Consider the following 22,812-nt stretch of genomic DNA (forward strand, 5'->3'; position numbering starts at 1 on the left):
CCTCAGGCGGCCGACCGCTCCCCGGCCCACCGGCGCCGCAGGTGCGCCTCGGTGATCGCGGGCGGGGCGTACTCCATGTCGAGGGCGCCGACGTCCGTACCGGGCGGGACGACCGCGTCGACACGGTCCAGGATCTCGTCGGTCAGCGTGACCTTGTCGCCCGCGAGCAGATCGTCGAGCTGCTCCATCGTGCGCGGGCCGATGATCGCGGAGGTGACTCCGGGGTGGCTGATCACGAAGGCCAGCGCCAGATGCGTCAGCGAGACGCCGGCCTCCTCGGCGACCGGGATCAGCCGCTCCACGGTGTCCAGCCGCCGCTCGTCGCGCAGGTACCGGAAGCCGTAGGTGGAGCGGTGGGTGTCGGCGGGCCGGTCCTTGCGGTAGCGCCCGGTGAGCATGCCCCCGGCCAGCGGGCTGTAGATCAGCGTCCCCATCCCGTACCGCTCGCACACCGGCAGCACCTCGCGCTCGATACCCCGGTTGAGCAGCGAATACGTCGGCTGCTCGGTACGGAATCGCTGGAGCCGGTGGTGTTCGGCGACCCACTGCGCCTCGACGATGTCGGAGGCCGGGTAGCCCGAGGTGCCGATCGCGCGGACCTTGCCCGCGCGCACCAGGTCGGTGAGGGCGGAGAGGGTCTCCTCGATGTCGGTGTCCGGGTCGGGCCGGTGGATCTGGAAGAGGTCCACGTGGTCCGTGCCGAGCCGGCGCAGCGAGTCGTCCAGCGCCCGCGTCAGCCAACGCCGGGACGCGCCCTGCATGTTGGGGTCGAGGGCGCCGGAGTCCATGGGCAGCCGCGCCTTGGTGGCCAGCACGACGGAGTCCCGCCGCCCCTTCAGCGCCTTGCCGACGATTTCCTCCGACTCCCCGTACGAGTACATGTCGGCGGTGTCGATGAAGTTGATCCCGGCGTCCAGCGCCTTGTGGATCATGCGTACGGAGTCGTCGTGGTCGGGGTTGCCGACGGCGCCGAACATCATCGCGCCCAGGCAGTAGGGGCTGACCTTCATGCCGGTCCGGCCCAGCGTGCGGTACTTCATGAGTCTCCTCCAACCCGCGGTGGCCAGGGCCCGCCGCGGCGCGTTACGCTCACGAAAACGGAACGGTGTTCCGGGAAGAACGATACGGAGCGCTGTTCCGGTTAGCAAGTGGAGGACTGGCATGACCGACGCCGAGCCGTCCCGCCCGCGCCTGAGGGCCGACGCGCGGCGCAGCATCGACACGCTGCTCACGGCCGCCGCCGAGGTGTTCGCCGAGTCCGGCGTGGACGCGCCCGTACGGCAGATCACCGCACGGGCGGGCGTCGGCGCGGGCACCCTCTACCGGCACTTCCCGCAGCGCTCCGACCTCATCGCGGCCGTCTTCCGCCACGAGGTCGACGCCTGCGCCGACACCGCGCCCGCGCTCGCCGCCGACCACGACCCCGTCGAGGCCCTCCGCCGCTGGCTCCTCCGCTTCACCCACTTCATCGCCACCAAGCGCGGCCTCAGCGCCGCCCTCCACTCCGGCGACCCGGCCTACGACAGCCTCCCCGCCTACTTCCAACTCCGCCTGGTCCCGGCCCTGGAGTCCCTCCTCGCGGCGGCGACCAAGGCCGGCGAGGTCCGTACCGACATCGACCCCAACGACCTCCTCCGAGCCGTCGGCAACCTGACCCTGCCGGTGCAGGACGACGACGGGCACACGGGGCGGATGGTGGGGTTGTTGATGGACGGGCTGCGGTACGGGGCGTCATGACCACGGAGTACCAGCAGGCACTTGGGACCGGTACCTCGCCGCGCCCGTGATGCCGGCCCCGTCGCCGTGGCGGCCGGTGGGGGGAGGGTCTCGTCCGGGTCGGCGGGTGAGGTGGTGTCCAGCAGCGGGCACGGCCTCCTCGACGCGGTCACCGGCGAGCGGCTCGCCCGTGACCGCGACCCGGACCCCGAGACGGACACCCTGGACCTGTCCCCTGACCTCATCTGCCCCGGCCTCGACCCGGCCGCTCCATCCAGCCGCCCGCGACCGTCGCCGCCCTCTTCCGCGAGCACGGCGAGATCGAGATCCCGGGTGAGCAACCGGCCCTGGTCTTCGCCATGACAGCCGAGGGCCGCGCCTGTGCCCTGTCCGGCTCCGGTCGCGTATGGCAGGCCAGAGCCCTTTTATGACCGGGCAGTTCGACCTGCTGGCGAGCAGCCTCCGGGACTTTCTGGAGATCAGAAGGTGATCGGCGCCTCGGAAGTCGCGGAGGAGCTTCCCCGGCGGGCATAGGGTGCGGGGTCGTGGCTACCCCGCTCTGGCGCGACCGGCGCTTCGTCCTGCTCCTCGGCGCACGGGTCGTCTCCGTGCTGGGCAACGGCTTCGCGCGGGTCGCGCTCGGCTTCGCGGTGCTCGCGCTGCCGGGGGCGAGCGCGGGCCGGCTGTCGCTGGTGCTGGCCTGCCAGGCGTTGCCGCAGTTGGTGTTGATCCTGGTGGGCGGCGTGATCGCGGACCGTATGTCACGGTCACGGCTGATGGTGCTGGCCGACGTGCTGGGCGCGGGCGCGTACGCCGGACTCGCCGCCATCGTGCTGACCGGTCACGCCCCGCTGGCCGCGATGTGCCTGCTCGCGGTGGCGGCCGGTACGGCGACCTCGATGTTCGCCCCCGCGATGGAGGGCCTGGTCCCCCTGATCGTGCCCGCCGACCGGCTCCAGCGGGCCAACGGCCTCCTCCGCGTCGGCACCAACACCTCCCTCCTCCTCGGCCTCGGTCTGTCCGGCGTGACCGTCGCTCTGGTCGGCGCGGGCTGGGCACTCGCCCTCAACGCCGCCTCCTTCGCCGTCAGCGCGGCCCTCACGGGGCGGCTGAAGGTGGTCGGCCGGCCGCGCGTACGGGCCTCGGGCTGGACCGAACTCCGCGAAGGCTGGCGGGAGTTCGCCTCGCGGCAATGGCTGTGGGTCGTGGTCGCCCAGTACGCGGTCGTGATCGCCGCCCTGAACGCCGAGGTCGGCGTCCTGGGCCCCCTCACCGTCGAACACCAGGGCGGCGCCCGGAGTTGGTCGGTCATCGTGGGCGCCCAGGCCCTCGGCACCATCGCGGGCGCGGGCCTCGCGGCGCGGGTGCGGGTCGGGCGCCCCATCCTCGTCGCCGTACTGAGTACCTTCCCGGCCGCCATACCGATGCTCCTGCTCGGCCTCGGCGCCCCCCTCTGGCTGACGGCGACCGCCATGTTCGGCGCGGGCGTGGCGAACGACGTCTTCGGAGTCCTGTGGTCCACCACCCTGCAACGCGAGATCCCCGAACACGTCCTCTCCCGAGTCACCTCCTACGACTGGTTCGGCTCCCTGGCCCTGGCCCCGCTGGGCATGCTCGTCGCCGGCCCCATCGCCTCGGCCGTGGGCACAAGCTGGACCCTGACCGGCTGCGCCACCCTGGTCGTCCTGGCCACCTCAGCGGCGCTGCTCGCTCCCCAAGTGCGCAACCTGCGGACGCCGCCCGCCGAGGTCCGCGCGCCGTCACCGGAGGTCACCCGCACACACTGAGCAGTTCGGGTACGGCGAAGCGGATGTCCTCCTCCGTGGCGAGGGGCTCGGCGGCTCAGTCGGCGCGGATGAAGTCGTACCCCGACCAGTCGGAGAGTGGGCGGTAGCCGAGGCGTTGGTAGAGGGCGTTGCTGGTGGGGTTGGACTGGTCGGCGAAGAGGACTACCTCCTGGGCGCCGGTGGCCAGCGCGGCGCGGCTCACCTCGGCCGAGACGGCGGCGGCGTAGCCGTGGCCGCGCAGGTGGGCCGGGGTGTAGACGATGTCCACCTGGATCTGGCCGCCGATGAGCGGGTTCATGCCGGCGATGGAGACGGGGGTGCCGTCCGGGGTCTCCCAAAGGGTGTACCGCTTGTCGGCGTAGCGGGTGCTCGGCCAGGTGCCGGCGTCGACGGTGACGTCCTCCCCTACGGCCTTGGCGAACTCCCCGCACCAGAAGACGGCTTGGTCGAGGTCCCGGTCACCGAGTACGCGGGCCCGGCCTTCCGGGTGCGGCTCGGGTGGGGTGAGGGTGCCGAGTCGGTAGAGGCGGACCCGTACGTCACGGAGCTTCGGCGTCGCCCCGGTGTGCCGCTGCCACGCCTCGGCGAAGGCGGTGGCGGTGTCGTGGTCCGCGCCGACGGCGGTCGGGGAGTGCCCGAGGTCCGCGAGGCGGGCGGCGAGGCTGTCGGCCTGCTCGGGAGTGAGCGGGGAGAGGCCCAGGGGGCGGGGCGCAAGGTGGTAGAAGGTGCCGCTGACCTGGCCGTCCTCCTCCAGCACCCCGAAAACAGGCGTCCGCTCGAACGCCCCCCGCCCCCGGGTGCGCACCCTCTCGGCCCACGTGAGCTGCATGACGTGCTCCGCGGGCCGCGCCCGGAGAAACCCTCCGGCGTGGGCGAGGAAGTCTTCGACGTCTTCGGTGAGGTACCAGTCACTTGACCGCATGCTTCATGCTTCCGCACGCGGAGGAGCGGGTGGGCGGTTTCACGCCAGGGCATCGGCCGACCGGGCGTCCGTAGACTCGCGCGCCATGGAAACGATCTTCAAGCTCGGAGAGATCAGTTGCCCCTCGGGGACCCTGGTCGTCCTCGACGGCGGCCATCTGGGGCTGTGGAGCGGGGAACGGTCACCGGCGGAGATCGACCCGGCGCTGCTCGGCGTCGACGACCCGGAGCTGGCCGAGGAGGTGGCCAACTCGGTCGACTTCGCCGTGGCCGGCCCGGATGCCTCTGCCGCTGCCCGGAGCTTCGACCGCCAGCCGGGCACCATGCTCCACGACATCCCGGCCTCAGGGGCGGCAGAGATCAAGCGGATGTTCGAGGAGCACTGCCAAGTCAACCGCCTGAGCGCTCACTTGGAGGAACTGCCGGGCCGTGAACCCCACGCCCGCCGCGCCCGCCGCACCGCCACGGAGGGCGGCGGCAGCTTCCTGATGTTCGGGGTGCCCGTCGTCGCGGTGGGCGGGGTGCCACGGGACCGCCGCCTCCCGGTACTGGCCACGCGCAGCGGGAGCGGGCGGGGCTGGACGGAGATGACGGTCCGGACGAGCGAGGCCCCGGCCGAGACATCCGTACCGCTGGGCCACATAGGCGTCGACTGGGCCCGCGTGCTCTCGGCGACGTCGACGCCCTCAACGCCTGGGGTGGCGGTGCGGGTGCGGTTCCCGGGGGCGGAGGCGTAGCCGTCATCGCGATGGGGCCGCCTGTAAGCCGTCATATGGGTAGAAATCTCCCCGGTCACAGCTCGGGCACAACACTTTTGCAAGCAGGTGCTTGCAAAAGTTAGCGTGGGTGGGCATGGTGGAGGCATGGCATCGCTCAACGTCGGCAATCTCGGTGAGTATCTGCGCGAGCAGCGGCGCAATGCCCAACTCTCGCTGCGGCAGCTCGCCGATGCCGCCGGGGTGTCGAATCCGTACCTGAGCCAGATCGAGCGCGGGCTGCGCAAGCCCAGCGCGGAGGTGTTGCAGCAGGTCGCCAAGGCGCTGCGGATCTCCGCCGAGACGCTGTACGTCCGCGCGGGCATCCTCGACGCCGAGCGGGACCGGGACGAGGTCGAGACGCGCGCCGTCATCCTCGCCGATCCCTCGCTCAACGAACGGCAGAAGCAGGTCCTGCTCCAGATCTACGAGTCCTTCCGCAAGGAGAACGGACTCGGTGGCGAAGGCCCCGTACGACCCGAGGAGTCCGACGGTACGGAAGCGCAACCGAGCGACACCCCCGGCAGTGATGCCGGTCCGCGGCGGACGGCCGGATGAAGCCGGACCAGGGCTCCGGCCACCGCACGCGGACCACACCTACCTCAGCCGAACGCGAATCCGGGAGGACCTTCACCATGGCCATCACCGACGACCTGCGCAAGACCTTCAGCGACCCGACTCCGCTCTACTTCGCCGCCGGTACCGCCGATCTCGCCATCCGGCAGGTCCGGAAGGTGCCCTCGCTGGTCGAGCAGCTCCGCGCCCAGGCCCCGGCCCGGATCGAGCAGGTCCGCGGGACCGACCCCAAGGTCGTGCAGGAGCGGGCCACCGCTCGCGCCAAGGAGGCGCAGGAGACCATCCAGACCAAGGTCAACGGCCTCATCGGCAACCTCGACGTCGACTTCAAGAAGGTCGGCGAGACGGCCCAGGACCTCGCCCTGCGCGGTGTGGGCGTGGCCGCCGAGTACGCCGTCAAGGCCCGTGAGGCGTACGAGAAGGTCGCCGAGCACGGCGAGCAGGCCGTGAAGACCTGGCGCGGCGACGCCGCCGAGGAGATCGAGGAACTCGCCATCGCGGTCGAGGGCCAGCCCGAGCCGGGCGTCGTCAAGGAGACCCCGAAGCCGGCCGCCGGTGCCGCCGGCCCGGCCGTCGCCAAGCCCGACCCGGCCGCTGCCGAGAAGCCCGTCGCGAAGAAGCCGGCTCCGGCCCCGGCCGCCGCCCGCAAGGCTCCTCAGCCGAAGAAGCCGACCCCGCCGGCCAAGTGACACCGGACGGCGGACGAGGTACGGGCCGGGCACCATCGGGGTGCCCGGCCCGTTCTGCGGGTAGCGTGACGGCAGCGATTCAGAAGGCAAGGAGCGGTGGGCAACATGCTGATGCTGGGCTTCGAGGGGTTCATGGGACTCCTGAAGATCGTCCTCATGGCACTGGCCGCGTTCGGACTCTTCGACGCGGCCTTCCGGCGTGAGGACGCGTTCCGCGCGGCGGGCAAGCAGAACAAGATCTTCTGGCTGGTCATCCTGGGCATCGCCCTCGTGGTCAGCTACCTCTTCTCGATCCTGTCCATCCTGCCGATCGCGGGCGCCGTCGCCAGCATCGTCTACCTCGTCGACGTCCGCCCCGCCGTCAAGGCCCTCACCGGCGGCAACCGCGGTGGCTGGGGCCGGGGCAAGGGCGGGGGCGGCAGCAGCAGCGACGGCCCGTACGGCCCGTACAACGGCGGCCGCTGAGGGCTCCGCCGGTTCGGCGGAGTCGGCCCGCCGGGCCGGCCGCAGGCAGACACCCTGGATTGGCTCCGCCGGGCGGGACGCGAGTGCCGAGGGGTCTGCGCCCGGCCGGAGGGGCTGAGATGCCGCTCGCGCCGGGGGGTACGAGCGGGCTGCCCCAGCACGCTGAGGCGCCGGCCGACGATGCCGGTCGCTGCGCGGAGCTGGGCAGGACAGCGACCACCCTGCGCATCGGGCAGGGGCAGCGAACGCCCGCCCCTCCCCGTGACAGCCCCTACGCCAGCCGGTCCAGCAGGACCACGGCCACGTCGTCGGTCAGTTCGTCGCCGTTGAGGTGGCGGACCTCGCTGACCGCTGCTCGCAGGAGCTCCTCGCCGCGCAGGCCCTCGGAGAGCTGGCGGTGGATCATGTCGAGCATGCCGTCCTGCCCGAGGCGGGGGCCGCCGGGGGAGGTGCGGCCTTCTATGAGGCCGTCGGTGTAGAGCATGAGGCTCCACTCGGCGCCCAGCTCGACCTGGGTGCGGGGCCAGCGGGCGCCCGGGAGCAGCCCGAGGGCGGGGCCGTTGTTGTCGAAGGGGAGCAGGCGGGGGACCGGAGTCGCGCCGGGGCGGATCAGCAGCGGGGCCGGGTGCCCGGCCAGGCAGAGGCCCGCGCGGCGGCCGTCGGGCGCGATGTCCACCGTGCAGAGCGTCGCGAAGATCTCGTCGTCCGAGCGCTCGTGCTCCAGCACCTCCTGGAGCGTGCCCAGCAGCTCGTCCCCGCACAGCCCGGCCAGGGTCAGCGCCCGCCAGGCGATCCGCAGCTCCACGCCGAGCGCGGCCTCGTCCGGGCCGTGGCCGCAGACGTCGCCGATCATGGCGTGCACGGTGCCGTCCGGGGTGCGGACCGCGTCGTAGAAGTCGCCGCCGAGCAGCGCGCGTGAGCGGCCGGGGCGATAGCGCGCGGCGAACCGCAGCGCGGCGCCCTCCAGGAGCGGCGTCGGCAGCAGCCCGCGCTCCAGGCGCCGGTTCTCCTGCGCGCGCAGCCGGCCCTCCGCCAGCCGCCGCTCGGCGGTGTCGGAACGCTTGCGCTCCACGGCGTACCGGATGGCGCGGCTCAGCAGCCGGCTGTCCAGCTCGTCGCGGAAGAGGTAGTCCTGGGCGCCCACGCGCACGGCCTCAGCGCCGCGCTCGGCGTCGCCGGAGGCGGTCAGCGCGATCACGGCGTGCCGCGGCGCCAGCTCCAGCACCTGACGGAGCACGGCCAGCTCGTCGCCGTCCTCGGTGCCGGTGCCGCCGGCGGCCGGGAGGGCGAGGTCGAGCAGGATGCAGTGCACGTCGGGGGTGAGCAGCCGCCCCGCCTCGGTGAGGTTGCGGGCGGTACGCACGCGGATCGGCCGGCCGGCCGAGTCCCGCAGCTCGGGGACGAGCGCGCCGGACGGGTCGTCCTCGACGAGCAGTACGGTGAGCGCCGCGCCGAGGGCGGCGGTGTCGCGGTGCGTCTCTTCCGTGAGGGCTACGGCCGAGACCTGCGCCGGACCGCACTCGGCGGCCGGGACTGCTCTCTGCCGCGGTACGGGTACGGGCATGTCCTGGTTTCCTTCCCTCCCCCCGAGGGCACGGCGGCGTCGAGGGGCCTCGTAACGCCGTCGGGTGACCCTAGCGGCATCGGCCGTCCCGACGGAATGGGGCGCGTGGCGTCCGTATCGCGCAGACCGCTGTCATATGCCCTGACCCGTACGGCAGTTGGGCGGTGCGGCAGGGGGTGCGGGATGACGAAGCTCACTTGGTTCCACCCCGCCCGCGTGCCGTTGGTCACAGGGCGGGGCGGGGTGTGGCGCCGGTCACGCGTCCGGGCGCACGACCCCCAGGATCGGCATGGTGCCGGCGCCCGTGATGGTGACCGTACGGCCCGGTCGCGGGGCGTGGATTATCTTGCCGTCGCCCACGTACATCCCGACGTGGGTGGCGTCGGCGAAGTAGATGACGAGGTCACCGGGGCGCATCTCCGTCACGTCCACGCGCGGGAGCTGCTTCCACTGCTCCTGCGAGGTGCGCGGGATCGGGGTGCCCGCGTCGGCCCACGCCTGGGAGGTCAGGCCGGAGCAGTCGAAGGAGTCGGGACCCTCGGCTCCCCAGACATACGGCTTGCCGAGCTGGGCGGTGGCGAAGGCGACCGCCCTGGCCCCGGCGGAGGTGGCGGTGGCGGTCGCGGCGTCGGCCGTCTTCTTCAGGACGCCGGTGTCCAGCCAGGCGGTCTGCGCCTTGCGGGCGGCCTGGCGCTCCAGCTCGGCCAGCCGCTCCTTCTCCTTCTTCTCCAGCCGCGACTCGAGCTTCTCGGCGTCCTTGATCCGCGCCTGGATCGTCTTCTGGGCGGCGGCCCTGTCCTTGCGGTCCCGCTCCAGCTTCTTCCAGCGCGCGGCCGCGTCGTCGGTGTCCCGCTTCAGCTCCCGCTCGACACGGTCCGTCTCGGTGATCAGCTTCTTGGTGGCCCGCGCGCCGTTCAGCAGGGTTCCGGCGCCGTCCGCGAAGTGCTCCGGGTTGTCGCTGAGCAGGAACCGCGCCATCGGCGGCATCCCGCTGTCGCGGTACTGGGCCCGCGCGGCGGCGCCCGCCTGGTCCTTCAGCTCGGCCAGTTTCTGCCGGGCCGCGTCGGTCCGCTTCTCCAGCCGGGCGAGCTGGACGGACTGCTTCCGCGTCTTCTCCTCGGCCGCGTTGTAGGCGTCGGTGGCGACGGCCGCGTCGTGGTACAGCCCGTCGAGCCGCGCGCGGACCTTCTCCAGTTCGGCGTCGGGAACGGGGGCCGGCGGGGCAGTGGGTTCGGGGGTGGCGCTCGCCGAGGGTGCCGGGGAGGGGTCGGCAGGTCCGGCCGGTACCGATGCGAACGCCGTACCCGGCACCGCCAGTACGGTCACCGCGCAGACCACGGTCACGGCGGCGGCGAGCAGCCCGCGCTTGCCCCTACCCATAACAGTCCCCCCAAGCTGATTTACCGTCAGTAACTTACGGTCCGTCCGCAGGATCGTGCCACGATCCCGCGCGAAGTGACAGAGGTCGTACGAAGTCGTACATCCCCCCGGCTCCCCGCGCCTCCCCCGCGATCTTCCCGCCCGTCTGACGTACCGGACCCGGAGATCGTTCCCCCGAGATCCCGGATTCTCCGCGATTCCCTCGAACAGGTGAACCAGCGTCAGCGGGGTGCCAACGCGTCCCAGGACAGCGTCACTTCGCCCTGCCGCCAGCGCGCCGGCCCGTCCGTCACCGGCCAGTCGGCCGTCAGGTCCCGGACCGTGCGCAGCCAGCGCTGGCGTGCGCCGTAGGAGGCGTAGGGCGCGGCCGCGGCCCAGGCGCGGTCGAAGTCGCGCAGGAAGGCGTGCACCGGCTCGCCCGGCACATTGCGGTGGATCAGCGCCTTCGGCAGCCGCTCGGCCAGGTCGGAGGGGCGTTCCAGCGAGCCGAGCCGGGTGGCGAAGGTGACCGTGCGCGGCCCCTCCGGACCGAGCGCGACCCAGACGTGCCGCCGCCCGATCTCGTCGCAGGTGCCCTCCACCAGCAGCCCGCCGCGCGAGCCGTCGCCCGCCGGGGCCAGCCGTGCGCACAGCCCCCGCCACACGGCGGCGACCTGCTCCTCGTCGTACTGCCGCAGCACATTGGCGGCCCGGATCAGCAGCGGCCGGCCGGGGACGGGGATCTCGAACCCGCCGTGCCGGAAGGCGAGCCCGTCGCGCTCGTACGGTTTCGCCGCCGCGACCCGCTCCGGTTCGATCTCGACGCCGACCACGCGCGCGTGCGGGGCGACGGTACGGAGCCTGCCGAGCAGCTCGACGGCGGTCCAGGGCGCGGCCCCGTACCCGAGGTCGATGGCCAGCGGGTCGGCCGCGCGCCGCAGTTCGGCGCCGTGCGTGGCCGCGATCCAGCGGTCCATGCGGCGGAGCCGGTTGGGGTTGGTCGTCCCGCGCGTCACCGTGCCTACGGGGCGGGTCGTGCGGGGTGCCATGTCTATGAGGGTAAGCGGGCGGGGTGACGACCTCCGGCCGAACGGTTGAGCGAACGCGGGTCATGATTGGGTAAAACCACTTGATCGGGAAATGGGAAGAACCCCCTCCGCTGTTGTCCCCCTCGGAGGACTCGGACGGTCCCCCGGCAGGCATGCCCGAGCGAGGAGGAAGCCCAGTGAGCCAGTACGTCAGCAGGCTCGGGCGTCGCTCCCCGGCAACCACCCCGCGGCTGAGACTGCACCGCAAGCCACGCCGGGTCGCCATGCTCTCCGTGCACACCTCGCCGCTCCACCAGCCCGGCACCGGCGACGCGGGCGGCATGAACGTCTACATCGTGGAGCTGGCCCAGCGGCTGGCCGCCCTCAACATCGAGGTCGAGATCTTCACGCGGGCCACCGCCGGAGACCTCGCCCCCAAGGTCGAACTGGCTCCCGGCGTCCTCGTCCGGCACGTCGACGCGGGCCCCTACGAGGGCTTGGCCAAGGAGGAGCTGCCCGCCCAGCTCTGCGCCTTCACCCACGGCGTGATGCAGGCATGGGCCGGCCACCGCCCCGGCTACTACGACCTGGTCCACTCCCACTACTGGCTCTCCGGCCACGTCGGCTGGCTCGCCGCCCAGCGCTGGGGCGTCCCGCTGGTGCACGCCATGCACACCATGGCCAAGGTCAAGAACGCCAGCCTGGCCACCGGCGACACCCCCGAGCCCGCCGCCCGCGTCATCGGCGAGACCCAGATCGTCTCCGCGGCCCGCCGCCTCATCGCCAACACCGCCGAGGAGGCCGCGGAGCTGGTCCGGCACTACGAGGCCGACCCCGCGAAGGTCGCCGTCGTCCACCCCGGCGTCAACCTCGACCGCTTCCGCCCCATGGACGGCCGCGCCGCCGCCCGCGCCCGCCTCGGCCTGCCCCAGGACGCGCTCATACCGCTCTTCGCGGGCCGGATACAGCCCCTCAAGGCCCCCGACGTGCTGCTCCGCGCCGTCGCCCACCTGCTGGACGAGCGTCCCGAGCTGCGCCGGAGCATGGTCGTCCCCGTCGTCGGCGGGCCCAGCGGCAGCGGGCTCGCCAAGCCGGAGGGGCTCCAGAAGCTCGCCGCGCGGCTCGGTATCGCGGACGTCGTGCGGTTCCGGCCGCCGGTCGGTCAGGAGCAGCTCGCGGACTGGTTCCGGGCCGCGTCCGTGCTGGTCATGCCGTCCTACAGCGAGTCCTTCGGGCTCGTCGCCATCGAGGCGCAGGCGGCCGGCACGCCGGTCATCGCCGCCTGTGTCGGCGGCCTGCCGGTGGCCGTGCGCGACGGCGAGACCGGCTTCCTCGTCCAGGGCCACGACCCCGCCGACTACGCGCGCGTGCTGCGCCGCTTCGCCGACGACCCCGGCCTGCCCGACCGCATGGGCGCGGCCGCCGCCCGGCACGCCCTCAGCTTCGGCTGGGACGCCTCGGCCGCCGCCACTGCCGACGTGTACGCGGCCGCCACCCAGTCCCACCGCCGTCGCGTACGCTCGCAGCATGGCTGACACCGAGGCGACGGAACGGGCCGCGCGCACCCTCGAGGACGCGCTGAAGGACGCCGAGCTGGAATGGGAGAACCCCGAACCGGGCTCCTACGTGGTCAAACTCCCCGGCACCGCCAAGCTGTCCACCACCGTCTCGCTGCTGGTGGGCCGCCACACCCTCTCCGTCAACGCCTTCGTCATCCGGCACCCCGACGAGAACGAGGCGGGCGTCCACCGCTGGCTCCTGGAGCGCAACCTCAAGCTGTACGGCGTGAGTTACGCGGTCGACCGACTCGGCGACGTCTATGTCACCGCCCGTCTCCCGCTCGCCGCCGTCACCCCCGAGGAGGTCGACCGGCTGCTCGGCCAGATCCTCGAAGCGGCGGACGGTGCCTTCAACACCCTGCTGGAACTGGGCTACGCCTCCGCGATCCGCCGCGAGCACGCCTGGCGCGTCTCGCGCGGCGAGTCCACCCGCAACCTGGACGCCTTCACGCACCTGCTCGACCGCGACTGAGCTTGTTCCAGGCGTCGTTGCGGTAGCGGCCCGGTGTCACACCCACCAACTTCTTGAAGTGCCGGGTCAGATGGGCCTGGTCGTAGAACCCGGCCGCCACCGCCACCTCGCCCGGCGCCAGCCCGTCCAGCAGCAGCCGTCTGGCCCGGCCGACCCGGCGCGAGGTCAGGTACCGGTGCGGGGCGATGCCGTACGCGGTGCTGAACGCCCGTACCAGGTGGGCGGGATGGGCGTGCAGCAGCGCGGCCGCCTCGGTGAGGGTGAGGCCGTCGGTGAGGTGCTCGTCGAGGAGTTCGCGCAGACGACGGGCCAGCAGCGGGTCGTTGCGTGGGGGTTCGGGGTCGCGGTGGCGGAGGTGGTCCCGCAGGCGCTCACCGACGAGTACGAGCCCGCTCTCCGCGGCCAGTTCGTCGCCGGGACGGGCGAGGGCGCGGTGCAACTGACCTACGTGGTGCCGTAGTTCGGGGTCCCGTAGGTCCGGCTGGTCGACGGCGGGACCGATCAGATCATGGCTGAGCCGGCTGCCGTCCAGGTACAGCACCCGCTTGCGGAAGCCGTGCGGGGTGGCGGGGGAGCCGTTGTGCGGGACGTGTGGGGGCAGCAGAGTGACGGTGTCGCGCGGGGTGCCGTGCTCGTGCCGGTCGAGGTCGTACCGTACGGCGCCGTCGTCCACGATCAGCAGCGTCCAGGCGTCGTGCACGTGCATCGGGTACGCGTACTCGGTGAACCGGGCGTGGAAGACCTCCACGACACCCGGTACCGAGGGGCGCCACGCGGAGACTTCCGGCTGGTCAGCGGCCACGCAAGAAACGTACAAGACCGGGCCGGGGTCTGGTCGGCAGTCTCGGGGCATGGACGAACAGCCCCTGCGTTTCGACACCAAGATCGCCGTACTCCTCCGCGGCGACCTCGCCCCCTGGCAACGGCTCAACGTCACGTCGTTCCTGGTCAGCGGCCTGGGCAGCCAGGTCCCGGAGGTGATCGGCGCTCCGTACGAGGACGCCGACGGCGTTGCCTACCTGCCGATGTTCCGCCAGCCGGTGCTGGTCTTCGAGGCGACGAAGGAGGTCCTGAAGGCGGCCCACACCCGCGCCCTCACCCGGGCGCTGCCCCGCGCGGTCTTCACCGCCGACCTCTTCTCGACCGGCAACGACACGGACAACCGGGCGGCGGTGCGGGCCGTGCCCACCGCCGACCTGGATCTGGTCGGGCTGGCGGTGTACGGCCCCAAGGGCGGGGTGGACAAGGTGGTGAAGGGGGCGAGGATGCATCCGTAGGCGGTCGGCGCGGTAGAGGGGCGGGGCTGGGCCGGGACGGTCACCCCGCGCCTCCCTCGGTTGCGGCTCCCGCAGGTCAGGCCGCCTTCTCCACGGCGGGCCGGCCCTCCGCCGGAGCCGGCGCGCCCGCGACCTCCGCCACCTCCACCGGCAGCCCCCGCATCAGCAGGGCGTACCCCAGGCCCGCCACCGTGCCGATGACCGCGCACGCGCCCCAGAGCCACGCGGCGCCCAGGTGGTCGATGACCGTGCCGGACATCAGGGGGGCGACCAGGGCGGCGACGGACCAGGAAAGGCTGTAGACGCCCTGGTAGCGGCCGCGGCCGTGGACGGGGGAGAGGCGAACGACCAGGCCGGTCTGGGTCGGCGCGTTGACGATCTCGGCGAGGGTCCACACGCAGACGGTGAGCGCGAAGACGCCCAGCGACCCGGCGAAGGCGGTGAGCGCGAAGCCGTACCCCGCGAGCAGCGAGGAGATGACCAGCAGGCGGCGCGGGTCGCGGTGCTCGATGAAGCGGGTGACCGGGATCTGGAGGGCGACGATCAGGACGCCGTTGACGGCGATGGCGGTGCCGTAGTCGGCGGGGGAGAAGCCGGCCTGGCCCATGGCGACCGGCAGGCCGACCGAGCCCTGCATGAAGAGGAGGGCGACGAGGAAGGACAGGCCGACGACCGCCATGTAGCGCCGGTCGCGCAGCACCGTACCCAGACCGATCTCCGGCTCCCCGGCCTCCTTGGCGACGGGCGCGGGCCGGGACTCGGGGAGCTTGAGGAAGACGAGGATCGCGCAGGCCAGCGTCATCCCGGCCTCGATGAGGAAGCCGGCGAGATAGCTGAACTCGGCGATGAAACCGGCCGCGACGGAGGAGACGGCGAAGCCGAGGTTGAGCGCCCAGTAGTTCAGTGAGAACGCCCGTACACGGTCCTCGGGCCGCACGATGTCGGCCATCATCGCCTGCACGGCGGGCCGGGAGGCGTTGTTGGCGGCGCCGACCAGGAAGGCGACGGCCGCGATGGCGACGGGGTCGTGCATGAAGCCGAGCAGCGCGACGGAGAGCGCGGTGCCGACCTGCGCGATCAGCAGGGTGGGCCGTCGGCCGAGCCGGTCCGCCATCACCCCGGCGCCGAGCGAGGAGACGACCCCGCCGAGACCGTGCAGTGCGGCGACCAGACCCGCGAAAGAGGCGGAGTAGCCGCGGTCGAGGGTGAGGTAGAGCGCCATGAAGGTGGCGACGAACGCGCCGAGCCGGTTGACCAGGGTGCTGGCCCACAGCCACCAGAAGGCGCGGGGGAGCCCCGAGACGGATGACCTGGCGGCGGCGATCAGCCGGCCCGGTGCGGCGGTGGACATGGACGGGACCCCCCGGTAAGTGGCGCTTGCGGCAAGCGGAACTTACTCGGCCAGGGCTGCCGGAAGCCACTGGATTAACAGAAGCCGTCAAGCGTCGGTGGCCGGACGACGCGCTCAGGGGGTGGATTACGCTCTGAGGCATGGCCGACGCACCGTACAAGCTGATCCTCCTCCGCCACGGCGAGAGCGAGTGGAACGCGAAGAACCTGTTCACCGGCTGGGTGGACGTCAACCTCAACGAGAAGGGCGAGAAGGAGGCGGTACGCGGCGGCGAGCTGCTGAAGGACGCCGATCTCCTGCCCGACGTGGTCCACACGTCCCTCCAGAAGCGCGCGATCCGCACGGCCCAGCTCTCGCTGGAGGCCGCGGACCGCCTCTGGATCCCGGTCAACCGGAGCTGGCGGCTGAACGAGCGCCACTACGGCGCCCTCCAGGGCAAGAACAAGGCGGAGACGCTGGCTGAGTTCGGCGAGGAGCAGTTCATGCTCTGGCGCCGCTCCTACGACACCCCGCCGCCGCCGCTCCCCCGCGACGCGGAGTACTCCCAGTTCAACGACGCCCGCTACGCGGACCTCCCCCCGGAGCTGCGTCCCCAGACGGAGTGCCTCAAGGACGTCGTCGTCCGCATGCTCCCGTACTGGTACGACGACATCGTCCCCGACCTCCTCGACGGCAAGACGGTCCTCGTCGCCGCTCACGGCAACAGCCTCCGCGCCCTCGTCAAGCACCTCGACGGCATCTCGGACGAGGACATCGCGGGCCTGAACATCCCGACGGGCATCCCGCTGTACTACGAGCTGGACGCTGACTTCAAGCCGGTCACCCCCGGCGGCAAGTACCTGGACCCGGAGGCGGCGAAGGCCGCGATCGAGGCGGTCAAGAACCAGGGCAAGAAGAAGTAAGCGCCCACGATCAAGCCCCCTGCCTGCGGGTTCTCCGTTGGCAGGGGGCTTGTTGTTGCGCCGGGGCCGCCGCTGGGCCGTGGCGCTTAGAGCTCGTAACACGATGTTGGGTGATCCCTTGCGGGAGATGACGGGCAGGATCCGTCGGTGGCGGAGCTCGTCGCGGTTGGGGTTGGAGTCGTAGCCCTTGTCGCCGAGCAGGGCGTCGGGTCGTCGGCGGGGCCTGCCGGGGCGGCCCGCGACGGGTGGGATGCCGTCGACCAGGGCGAGGGTCTGGGTGACGTCGTTGACGTTGGCCGCGGTCGTGATGACTTTGAGCGGGGTGCCGCGTCCGTCGCAGATCAGGTGGTGTTTGCTGCCCGTCTTCCGCCGGTCGACCGGCGACGGACCGGTGTCGGGTCCCCTTTTTTTCGCGTTCAGTTCGGCGAGCAGGACCCGGTGCAGCTGGTCGAAGACTCCTGCCTTCTGCCACCGGTCCAGCCGGCGCCAGCATGTCTGTCCCGAGCTGAACCCCAGCTCCAAGGGCAGAAGTTGCCAGGCTATGCCGTTGTAGCGGACGAACAGGATGCCTTGCAGGCAGAGCCGGTCCGACACCGGCCTCCTGGTGGAGATCCTGACCAGCAATCCGGAGGATGTGGAGATGGCCCGGCCGGTGGTGCGGGCGGTCATGGAGGAGCTGCGGGCCCGGCAGCAGTAGGCACAAACAGCAGCGCCCCCGCCGACTGCCACGGCGGGGGCGCTCGGGTGTCCGGGGGTGGTCAGTGAGCTCTTTCCAACCTGTCGGGCTGGACAGGCAGTTGGGCTGACAGACGGGTGAAGCCCCTGGTAGATGGGTTTTCGACCAAGAAATCCGTCTCCACCAGAGGCTTCGTGCTGCGCCCTCGTCGAGCAGGCCATGGCCACCCTCAAGTCCTGGCGGCTCCTTCGCAGGCTCCGGTGCTCGACCACCCGGATCACCTGCCTCGTCCAGGCCGTCCTCACCCTGCATTTGGCCAGCTCAGCCCGATGATGGAAAAGCCTCACTCTCTCAGTCCAGTCTTTTCCCCATGCGCGCTGAGAACTTCTCTGTGTCCTTTGTGTGCCACCACTCGAACAGGTGGGTTCGCACAAGCATCCCGAGGTAATTCAGGCTCTCTTCGGGGAGGTCTCCGCTCACCAAACTTGCTTCATAACCCTGGTAGCCAAGTGAGACTTCCCAGAGTTGCCCTGAGACGCTGACCTTGATTTCCAGAAGCAATTTAGGGAAGACAGACGTCACCTTCACCTCAAGGACTTCAAGAGAGGTTCCTCCTCCCTCGCTCTGCAGTCCTGAAAGTCTTTGGGTGAGTGCTTCCCTTACTTGCTCCGGGGTGGCCATATGGGTCCTCTCAGCACTTTGCCTCTGCACTCGCTGACGCTGCAGCTACGGCCGGGGTTGTGTACTCTACCGTGGCCGTAATGATCCCCTGGGGCGTCAGACCGCCCGGCATCCCTCCAAGGGGGCCCTTGTTGACGACCACCTTGAAGTTCTTCCTCGGCGGCTTCGAGGAGCAACCAGTGCCCACCTTGTATCGGTAGTACACCCCGGCGGTCCTCTCGTAACCGTTGAAGAGTGTGTCACTGATCTTGTTCTTGAAGCTGGTGCTCCAGCGTCCACGCTCAACTATGTGGTTGTAGCCCCAAGTTTTCGTTCCGCAGCGCAGAGGCATCTTGCTCGGGCCGATGTAGAAGGTATAGGCGACCTTGGAGTAGTGCTGCGACTTGCAGGGGTTTGACGCGCTCGCCGTGGCTGCTGCGGGCACCTCGGTGGATGCATTCGCGGGTATAGGTGCGGTTAGCAGGACAGCGGCCCCCGCTGCCGCGATGAACGTCGCGGTGGACCTGCGGAAATACATAGCGCGCACGTCTTCTCTTTTCGCTGCCGGATGCTTCTGTATGTCTTCTGTGAGCTTCCTTATGCTCTCCTTCCGAGATTTGTATCTGCAAGGAATCACCGCGTGACCATGTTCACGCTCCGGAGTGGAACCGATACGATGAGCTGCTCATCTTGCCTGGAATGCCCGGTGTGCTCAAGATCGTTCCCTACGAGCTCGTAACACGATCTTGCTGAAGTGCGCTGGTGGGGCGTAACCGGTGTGACGATTCGGCCGAGGCAGTCTTCATCTGCGCAGGCCGCGCAGCGGGTGGTGCGGCGGTTGTTGCAGCGGACGAGGAGGTGTCCGGCCGGGAGGGCGGTGGAGTCGAGGTGGTGGAGGACGCCGCCGATCTCGCCGGTGCGGGTGTTCACGTCGTACTCGGTGCGGTGGCCGTCGAGGCGGATCGGGTGGGTGGGTGCAGCCGCCGAGGCCCGAGAGCTGGCGCAGGAGGGCGGGCATGGTGCACGACCTAAGCACGCTCTGTGCGCGACTCTAACTTTTTGCTTTGCCAACGGGGTTGTGACGCCACGATGCGTGTCGTGCAACTAGAAGAAGCTGTGGCAGTAACAAGCGCCCCAACCACACTCATCACGGTGCCGACCACCTCTCAAGCTACGGTGGCGGCTGCCCAACTCCACGCAGAAAGGCGGTTCGTCGGGCCATTGCGAGATGCTGACCTGACTAGCGACATCGGCGATCCCATCATCTTTGAGAGCACCCGCGTATTCTGACCGCCGGTTATGACGAGATCCCGCCTGAGTTACTCCTTCAGACTGTCGTCATCGTCCTCAATTGGCGTGTCGGGAAACACGGCATGGTCGCCCCGTTACCGTGCGGGGGTCGACCACAAAGGACTGCCCGGCATCTGGCGGGTAAGGGCTCCCTCAGCCGCGTACCGGCGTAGCCCGATCGAGAGGATCTGAACCTTGAGCGATTTTTCCCGCCGCTACCTGCTCAGGGCGTCAGCGGCCGCCGGCGCCGGGGCGGTCGTCGTCCCGGGCCTTATGGCCGCAGGCGCGCCGGACATTGCGGCCGCGAGCACCTCGGGCCTTCTGGCCGCGAGTGACCCGACCAAAGGGTCGTCGGGATGTCCGCCGGCGAAGCTGACCGGTCGCGTCGTCCGCCCCGGTGACGCCTCGTACACGGATGATCGCATCGACTACGACCAGCTGTTCTCTCACTACCCGCTGGTCATCGTCTTCGCCCAGAAGACCCAGGACGTGGTGAACGCCCTCACCTGGGCGCGGCAGCACAACGTCGCACTGCGGGTACGCAGCGGCCGCCACGCCCTGGAGGGCTGGTCGAACATCGACAACGGCATCGTGATCGACGTCAGCCAGCTCAAGTCGGTCCACGTCGACGCCGACGCTCGTATCGCGAAGGTCGGCGCCGGCCTGACCCAGTTGGAAGCGGTGACGACGCTCGCCAAGCAGGACCTCGCGGTCACGACCGGAAGCGAGGGCAGCGTCGGCTTGGTCGGTGCGACGGTCGGCGGCGGCCTTGGCCCCCTCAACCGCTGGCTCGGCATGGCCTGTGACAGCCTGATCGGGACCGAGGTCGTCGTCCCGTCGGGTCGCGACTGCGCCAAGGTGATCCATGCCGATCTGAAGGACCACTCAGACCTGCTCTGGGCGCTCCGTGGGGCGGGAAACGGCAACTTCGGAATCGTCACGCAACTCACCTACAAGGTGCACCCACTCAAGCGCATCGCCTATGTGCAGGCGACCTGGGACGGCCTTACGGACCTGCATGGGATCTTCGATGCCTGGCAGCGTACGGTGCCGTTCGCCGACAACCGCCTCGGATCCGAAGTTGAGATCCACAAGTCCCAGATCCTGCTGTTCGCGTGGCTCGCGGAGGGCACGGCGGCAGAGGCCAGAAAGATGCTGGCCCCGATCCTGTCGATCGGCACGCCCGATGTGAAGGTGCAGGTCGGTAACTGGGGCCCCATCTTTGCCGGAGCCCAGGTCCCGCGCTCGCAGGAGCCCGCCAACGTGAAGTTCTTCTCACAGTTCGCCAAGAAGCTGTTCCCGAAGAAGGCGATCGACGTCATCGGCTACTACATGCGAAACGCTCCCACGGAGGACAGCAACTACTTCGTCGATGCCTTCGGCGGGGCGATCAAGAAGGAGCCCCGCGGCGGCACCGCGTTCGTGCACCGCGACGCGATCTTCTACGGCGAGATCGGCGCAGCCTGGGGGACTCCTTCGACGACACCAGGCGTCTGCGACCCGCTCACCTCGACGTGCCAGGCCTGGACCGCCGAATTCAGCCAGGCGATGCGCAGCTTCGTGGACGGCGCCTACGTCAACGTGCCGAACGTCGGCATGCAGGAGTGGGAGACCGCCTACTGGGGGAGACCCCACTTCGAGCGGCTGCGCGAGATCAAGGCGAAGTACGACCCCTACAACGTCTTCCAGTACGAGCAGAGCATCCCGCCCGCGTCACGCTGATCGACAGTGCGCCGCCGGGGCCCGCCCCGGTCAGGCTCGGCCTTTCCGCCACAACGCGTTCCACAGTCGACCGCAGGAGCTACGGGCCCAAGTACGGCAGCGAGCGAGGGAGCTGCCGATCAGCTCGTAGGCCTTGCCAACGGGGCGTCGCCTCGGCCGTCTCTGGGCCGTCCGAAGCCGCTCGACAGTGGCCGATGACGACAACGACGACGACCAGGCGGAAGAGCTCGCAGCTCCTGACCAGCAAAAACCCAGCTCACCAAGATCCACGGCGAGACCCAGGGCAAGAAGAAAATCCCACCCCTTCCGACCAAGGCTCCCACCCGCGGTTTCTCCGCCGGTGGGAGCCTTGCTCATGGCTCCAGGAAGTCCGGCTCCGGCTGTTCTCTCGCCTCAGCCCGGGCGCCCGCCTCGCACAGCGCCAGGACGGCTGCCGTGGCGTCTTCCTCGGGCACGCCCTTGAAGACCAGGGCGGGAACCTGGGTCACCAGCAGGTGAACGCCGCGGGAGCGCCGGTGTGCGGCAGCATGGGTGTCCGGCAGCGCCCCCGCAGGGCACCGCACACTCGGATGACGGGACGTCATGAACCACCCACAGCCCAGCGGCAGCGCCTGGCACCGCCCCATGCTGCCCCGCCCCAGTACCGAACGGCACCGCACGGCCACCGTTCTGGAGCTGTTCTTCGACCTCTGTTTCGTCACCGCGGTCGCCCAGACCGCCGCGGCCTTCGAGCACGAGCTCGCCGCCGGGAAGGTCGGGCACGGGGTGCTCGGGTACGCGCTCGTGTTCTTCGCCATCTGGTGGGCGTGGATGAACTTCACGTGGTTCGCCTCGGCGTACGACACCGACGACGTGCCGTACCGCCTGCTCACCCTCCTCCAGATCGCCGGCGCGCTGGTGCTGGCGGCGGGGGCGTCGAAGGCGCTTCAGGAGTACGACTTCACGGTCATCACGTACGGGTACGTCGTGATGCGGCTGGCCATGGTGAGCCAGTGGCTGCGCGCCGCCCGCAGCGACCCGGAGCGGCGGCGGACGTGTCTGCGGTACGCGGTCGGCATCCTCGTCGTACAGATCGGCTGGGTCGCGCGGCTGTGGCTGCCGGACGACGCCGGGCTGCCGTCCTTCCTCGTGCTCGTCGTCGCCGAACTCGCCGTCCCCGCCTGGGCGGAGCGCGCCGGGCAGACCACCTGGCACCCGCACCACATCGCCGAGCGCTACGGCCTGTTCACCCTGATCGTCCTCGGCGAGTCCATCACCGCCGCGACCGGCACCGTCCGCGCCGCCCTCGACACCGAGGTCTCCTTCGGCGACATCGCCCCCCTCGTGGTCGGCGGCGTCCTCACCGTCTTCGCCATGTGGTGGCTGTACTTCACCCAGAGCGCGGCCGGGAAACTCAACTCCCTCGGTACGGCGCTCCGCTGGGGTTACGGCCACTATTTCGTCTACGCCTCCGCTGCGGCCGTCGCCGCCGGGCTCGCCGTCGAGATCGCGCACCTCACGGGGCACGCGCACCTCGACCGGCCGGTGGTCGCGGCCGCGTACACGGTGCCGGTCGCGCTGTACGTCGCCGTGCTGAGGCTGTTGCATCGCGGGGCGGTCAAGTTCGGTGCCCTGGACGTCATTTGGGCGGCGGGCGTTCTCGCCGCCCTCGCGGTCACCTTCACCCCGAGCCCGGTACTGGCGACCGGGTGCGTGATGTCGGTGCTGGTGGCGGCCGTCGTCACGGCCACGCATCGCGCCGGGCACCGGGCCGGCGCGTAACTCGACCTCCGCGCCGCTCAGACCTGGAGCGGTACCGGGTGCACCTCGTCCGGTCTGTGTCCGGCGCGCTCGTGGATGCGTCGGACCGCCTCGGCCGACGGGGCCTCCGACAGGCAGTAGACCGTGCCGGACTCCGGGTCCGCCCAGGCGGCCTCGAAGTGCACGTTCTCATCCTGCTCGATGGCGAGGTCGGCCTGGTGGGCCTGAGCCAGTTGGTCGGCCGTGATGCCTTCCATGCCGTGGTGGATGTCCATGAACTTGGTCATGATCACTCCTCCTTGC

At 70.7% G+C, this 22,812-nt stretch carries 24 protein-coding genes and 4 pseudogenes; 15 read left to right on the plus strand and 13 right to left on the minus strand.

Annotated elements, in window-relative coordinates; genetic code table 11:
- Window positions 1–2 precede the first annotated feature (2 nt).
- On the minus strand, window positions 3–1,040 hold the full coding sequence (locus OG448_RS16730) for an aldo/keto reductase (protein WP_405554720.1): 1,038 nt from the start codon (window positions 1,038–1,040) through the stop codon (window positions 3–5).
- A gap of 121 nt (window positions 1,041–1,161) precedes the next feature.
- Between OG448_RS16730 and OG448_RS16735 the strand changes: the two genes are divergently transcribed.
- The 3 genes and pseudogenes from OG448_RS16735 (at window position 1,162) to OG448_RS16745 (ending at window position 3,503) form a co-directional block, all read left to right on the plus strand.
- Window positions 1,162–1,737 carry a TetR/AcrR family transcriptional regulator gene (locus OG448_RS16735; RefSeq protein WP_405554721.1) on the plus strand — a complete coding sequence of 192 codons (576 nt, stop codon included), beginning with the start codon at window positions 1,162–1,164 and terminating at the stop codon, window positions 1,735–1,737.
- Window positions 1,734–1,986 (plus strand): annotated as a pseudogene (locus OG448_RS16740) (hypothetical protein); the annotation flags it as partial. The gene OG448_RS16735 and the pseudogene OG448_RS16740, both read left to right, overlap by 4 nt.
- A 275-nt stretch (window positions 1,987–2,261) precedes the next feature.
- On the plus strand, window positions 2,262–3,503 hold the full coding sequence (locus OG448_RS16745; RefSeq protein WP_405554723.1) for an MFS transporter: 1,242 nt from the start codon (window positions 2,262–2,264) through the stop codon (window positions 3,501–3,503).
- A 55-nt stretch (window positions 3,504–3,558) separates the two neighbouring features.
- Here the strand turns inward: OG448_RS16745 and OG448_RS16750 are convergent, their stop codons facing one another.
- Window positions 3,559–4,425 (minus strand): GNAT family N-acetyltransferase, encoded by an 867-nt coding sequence (locus OG448_RS16750; protein ID WP_405554724.1) that lies wholly within the window; start codon window positions 4,423–4,425, stop codon window positions 3,559–3,561.
- Window positions 4,426–4,510: 85 nt separating this feature from the next.
- Between OG448_RS16750 and OG448_RS16755 the strand changes: the two genes are divergently transcribed.
- The 4 genes from OG448_RS16755 (at window position 4,511) to OG448_RS16770 (ending at window position 6,909) form a co-directional block, all read left to right on the plus strand.
- Window positions 4,511–5,161 (plus strand): hypothetical protein, encoded by a 651-nt coding sequence (locus tag OG448_RS16755; protein WP_405554726.1) that lies wholly within the window; start codon window positions 4,511–4,513, stop codon window positions 5,159–5,161.
- A 126-nt stretch (window positions 5,162–5,287) separates the two neighbouring features.
- Window positions 5,288–5,737: a helix-turn-helix domain-containing protein gene (locus OG448_RS16760; RefSeq protein WP_030804372.1), complete on the plus strand. Its 450-nt coding sequence runs from the start codon at window positions 5,288–5,290 to the stop codon at window positions 5,735–5,737.
- A 77-nt stretch (window positions 5,738–5,814) separates the two neighbouring features.
- Window positions 5,815–6,444 carry a hypothetical protein gene (locus tag OG448_RS16765; protein ID WP_405554728.1) on the plus strand — a complete coding sequence of 210 codons (630 nt, stop codon included), beginning with the start codon at window positions 5,815–5,817 and terminating at the stop codon, window positions 6,442–6,444.
- Window positions 6,445–6,549: 105 nt separating this feature from the next.
- Window positions 6,550–6,909: a DUF2516 family protein gene (locus OG448_RS16770; RefSeq protein WP_405558827.1), complete on the plus strand. Its 360-nt coding sequence runs from the start codon at window positions 6,550–6,552 to the stop codon at window positions 6,907–6,909.
- Between the two features lie 271 nt (window positions 6,910–7,180).
- Here OG448_RS16770 and OG448_RS16775 read toward each other — a convergent pair whose 3' ends face one another.
- The 3 genes from OG448_RS16775 to OG448_RS16785 form a co-directional block, all read right to left on the minus strand.
- Window positions 7,181–8,473 (minus strand): PP2C family protein-serine/threonine phosphatase, encoded by a 1,293-nt coding sequence (locus OG448_RS16775; protein WP_405554730.1) that lies wholly within the window; start codon window positions 8,471–8,473, stop codon window positions 7,181–7,183.
- 255 nt (window positions 8,474–8,728) lie between these two features.
- Window positions 8,729–9,853, minus strand: a complete 1,125-nt coding sequence (locus OG448_RS16780; RefSeq protein WP_405554732.1) for an NlpC/P60 family protein — start codon at window positions 9,851–9,853, stop codon at window positions 8,729–8,731.
- Window positions 9,854–10,074: 221 nt separating this feature from the next.
- Window positions 10,075–10,881, minus strand: a complete 807-nt coding sequence (locus OG448_RS16785; RefSeq protein WP_405554734.1) for a class I SAM-dependent methyltransferase — start codon at window positions 10,879–10,881, stop codon at window positions 10,075–10,077.
- A gap of 176 nt (window positions 10,882–11,057) precedes the next feature.
- Between OG448_RS16785 and mshA the strand changes: the two genes are divergently transcribed.
- The gene (mshA, locus tag OG448_RS16790) at window positions 11,058–12,395 is read left to right on the plus strand and encodes a D-inositol-3-phosphate glycosyltransferase (protein ID WP_405554736.1); all 1,338 of its coding nucleotides are present in this window, start codon (window positions 11,058–11,060) and stop codon (window positions 12,393–12,395) included.
- Window positions 12,388–12,891, plus strand: a complete 504-nt coding sequence (locus OG448_RS16795) for a YbjN domain-containing protein (protein ID WP_391299409.1) — start codon at window positions 12,388–12,390, stop codon at window positions 12,889–12,891. The genes mshA and OG448_RS16795 overlap by 8 nt, the downstream gene beginning before the upstream one ends.
- Here the strand turns inward: OG448_RS16795 and OG448_RS16800 are convergent.
- A complete protein-coding gene (locus OG448_RS16800; protein ID WP_405554738.1) occupies window positions 12,866–13,744 on the minus strand; it encodes an AraC family transcriptional regulator in 879 nt (292 codons plus the stop codon). The two genes, OG448_RS16795 and OG448_RS16800, sit on opposite strands and share 26 nt — an antisense overlap.
- Between OG448_RS16800 and OG448_RS16805 the strand changes: the two genes are divergently transcribed.
- Window positions 13,743–14,168 (plus strand): DUF2000 family protein, encoded by a 426-nt coding sequence (locus tag OG448_RS16805; RefSeq protein WP_405554740.1) that lies wholly within the window; start codon window positions 13,743–13,745, stop codon window positions 14,166–14,168. The two genes, OG448_RS16800 and OG448_RS16805, sit on opposite strands and share 2 nt — an antisense overlap.
- A 76-nt stretch (window positions 14,169–14,244) precedes the next feature.
- On the opposite strand, the gene OG448_RS16810 is transcribed toward OG448_RS16805, so the two are convergent.
- Window positions 14,245–15,519, minus strand: coding sequence for an MDR family MFS transporter (locus OG448_RS16810; protein ID WP_405554742.1), 1,275 nt, complete (start codon window positions 15,517–15,519; stop codon window positions 14,245–14,247).
- Between the two features lie 140 nt (window positions 15,520–15,659).
- Here OG448_RS16810 and OG448_RS16815 point away from each other — a divergent pair, with 140 nt between their 5' ends.
- Window positions 15,660–16,421 (plus strand): phosphoglyceromutase, encoded by a 762-nt coding sequence (locus OG448_RS16815; protein WP_399570609.1) that lies wholly within the window; start codon window positions 15,660–15,662, stop codon window positions 16,419–16,421.
- A 114-nt stretch (window positions 16,422–16,535) separates the two neighbouring features.
- On the opposite strand, the pseudogene OG448_RS16820 reads toward OG448_RS16815, so the two are convergent.
- Window positions 16,536–17,015, minus strand: a pseudogene (locus OG448_RS16820) (IS5 family transposase); the annotation flags it as partial.
- Here OG448_RS16820 and OG448_RS16825 point away from each other — a divergent pair.
- Both OG448_RS16825 and OG448_RS16830 read left to right on the plus strand, forming a co-directional pair.
- Window positions 16,987–17,118 (plus strand): hypothetical protein, encoded by a 132-nt coding sequence (locus OG448_RS16825; protein ID WP_405554744.1) that lies wholly within the window; start codon window positions 16,987–16,989, stop codon window positions 17,116–17,118. The pseudogene OG448_RS16820 and the gene OG448_RS16825 sit on opposite strands and share 29 nt — an antisense overlap.
- A 180-nt stretch (window positions 17,119–17,298) precedes the next feature.
- Window positions 17,299–17,430, plus strand: a pseudogene (locus tag OG448_RS16830) (IS5/IS1182 family transposase); the annotation flags it as partial.
- A gap of 18 nt (window positions 17,431–17,448) precedes the next feature.
- Here the strand turns inward: OG448_RS16830 and OG448_RS16835 are convergent.
- The 3 genes and pseudogenes from OG448_RS16835 to OG448_RS16845 form a co-directional block, all read right to left on the minus strand.
- Window positions 17,449–17,778 (minus strand): hypothetical protein, encoded by a 330-nt coding sequence (locus OG448_RS16835; protein WP_405554745.1) that lies wholly within the window; start codon window positions 17,776–17,778, stop codon window positions 17,449–17,451.
- A gap of 10 nt (window positions 17,779–17,788) precedes the next feature.
- Window positions 17,789–18,394: a hypothetical protein gene (locus tag OG448_RS16840; protein WP_405554747.1), complete on the minus strand. Its 606-nt coding sequence runs from the start codon at window positions 18,392–18,394 to the stop codon at window positions 17,789–17,791.
- 167 nt (window positions 18,395–18,561) lie between these two features.
- Window positions 18,562–18,775, minus strand: a pseudogene (locus OG448_RS16845) (replication initiator); the annotation flags it as partial.
- A gap of 467 nt (window positions 18,776–19,242) precedes the next feature.
- Between OG448_RS16845 and OG448_RS16850 the strand changes: the two are divergent.
- On the plus strand, window positions 19,243–20,769 hold the full coding sequence (locus tag OG448_RS16850) for an FAD-binding oxidoreductase (RefSeq protein WP_405554749.1): 1,527 nt from the start codon (window positions 19,243–19,245) through the stop codon (window positions 20,767–20,769).
- Window positions 20,770–21,122: 353 nt separating this feature from the next.
- Here OG448_RS16850 and OG448_RS16855 read toward each other — a convergent pair whose 3' ends face one another.
- Window positions 21,123–21,257 carry a hypothetical protein gene (locus OG448_RS16855; RefSeq protein WP_405554750.1) on the minus strand — a complete coding sequence of 45 codons (135 nt, stop codon included), beginning with the start codon at window positions 21,255–21,257 and terminating at the stop codon, window positions 21,123–21,125.
- A 94-nt stretch (window positions 21,258–21,351) separates the two neighbouring features.
- On the opposite strand from OG448_RS16855, the gene OG448_RS16860 reads away from it, so the two are divergent.
- Window positions 21,352–22,530: a low temperature requirement protein A gene (locus OG448_RS16860; protein ID WP_405554751.1), complete on the plus strand. Its 1,179-nt coding sequence runs from the start codon at window positions 21,352–21,354 to the stop codon at window positions 22,528–22,530.
- Between the two features lie 17 nt (window positions 22,531–22,547).
- Here OG448_RS16860 and OG448_RS16865 read toward each other — a convergent pair whose 3' ends face one another.
- The gene (locus OG448_RS16865; protein WP_405554753.1) at window positions 22,548–22,796 is read right to left on the minus strand and encodes an SCO4226 family nickel-binding protein; all 249 of its coding nucleotides are present in this window, start codon (window positions 22,794–22,796) and stop codon (window positions 22,548–22,550) included.
- Between the last annotated feature and the right edge of the window lie 16 nt (window positions 22,797–22,812).

Source organism: Streptomyces sp. NBC_01171 (genome assembly GCF_045039805.1).
In the GTDB taxonomy this organism is placed as follows: Bacteria; Actinomycetota; Actinomycetes; order Streptomycetales; family Streptomycetaceae; genus Streptomyces.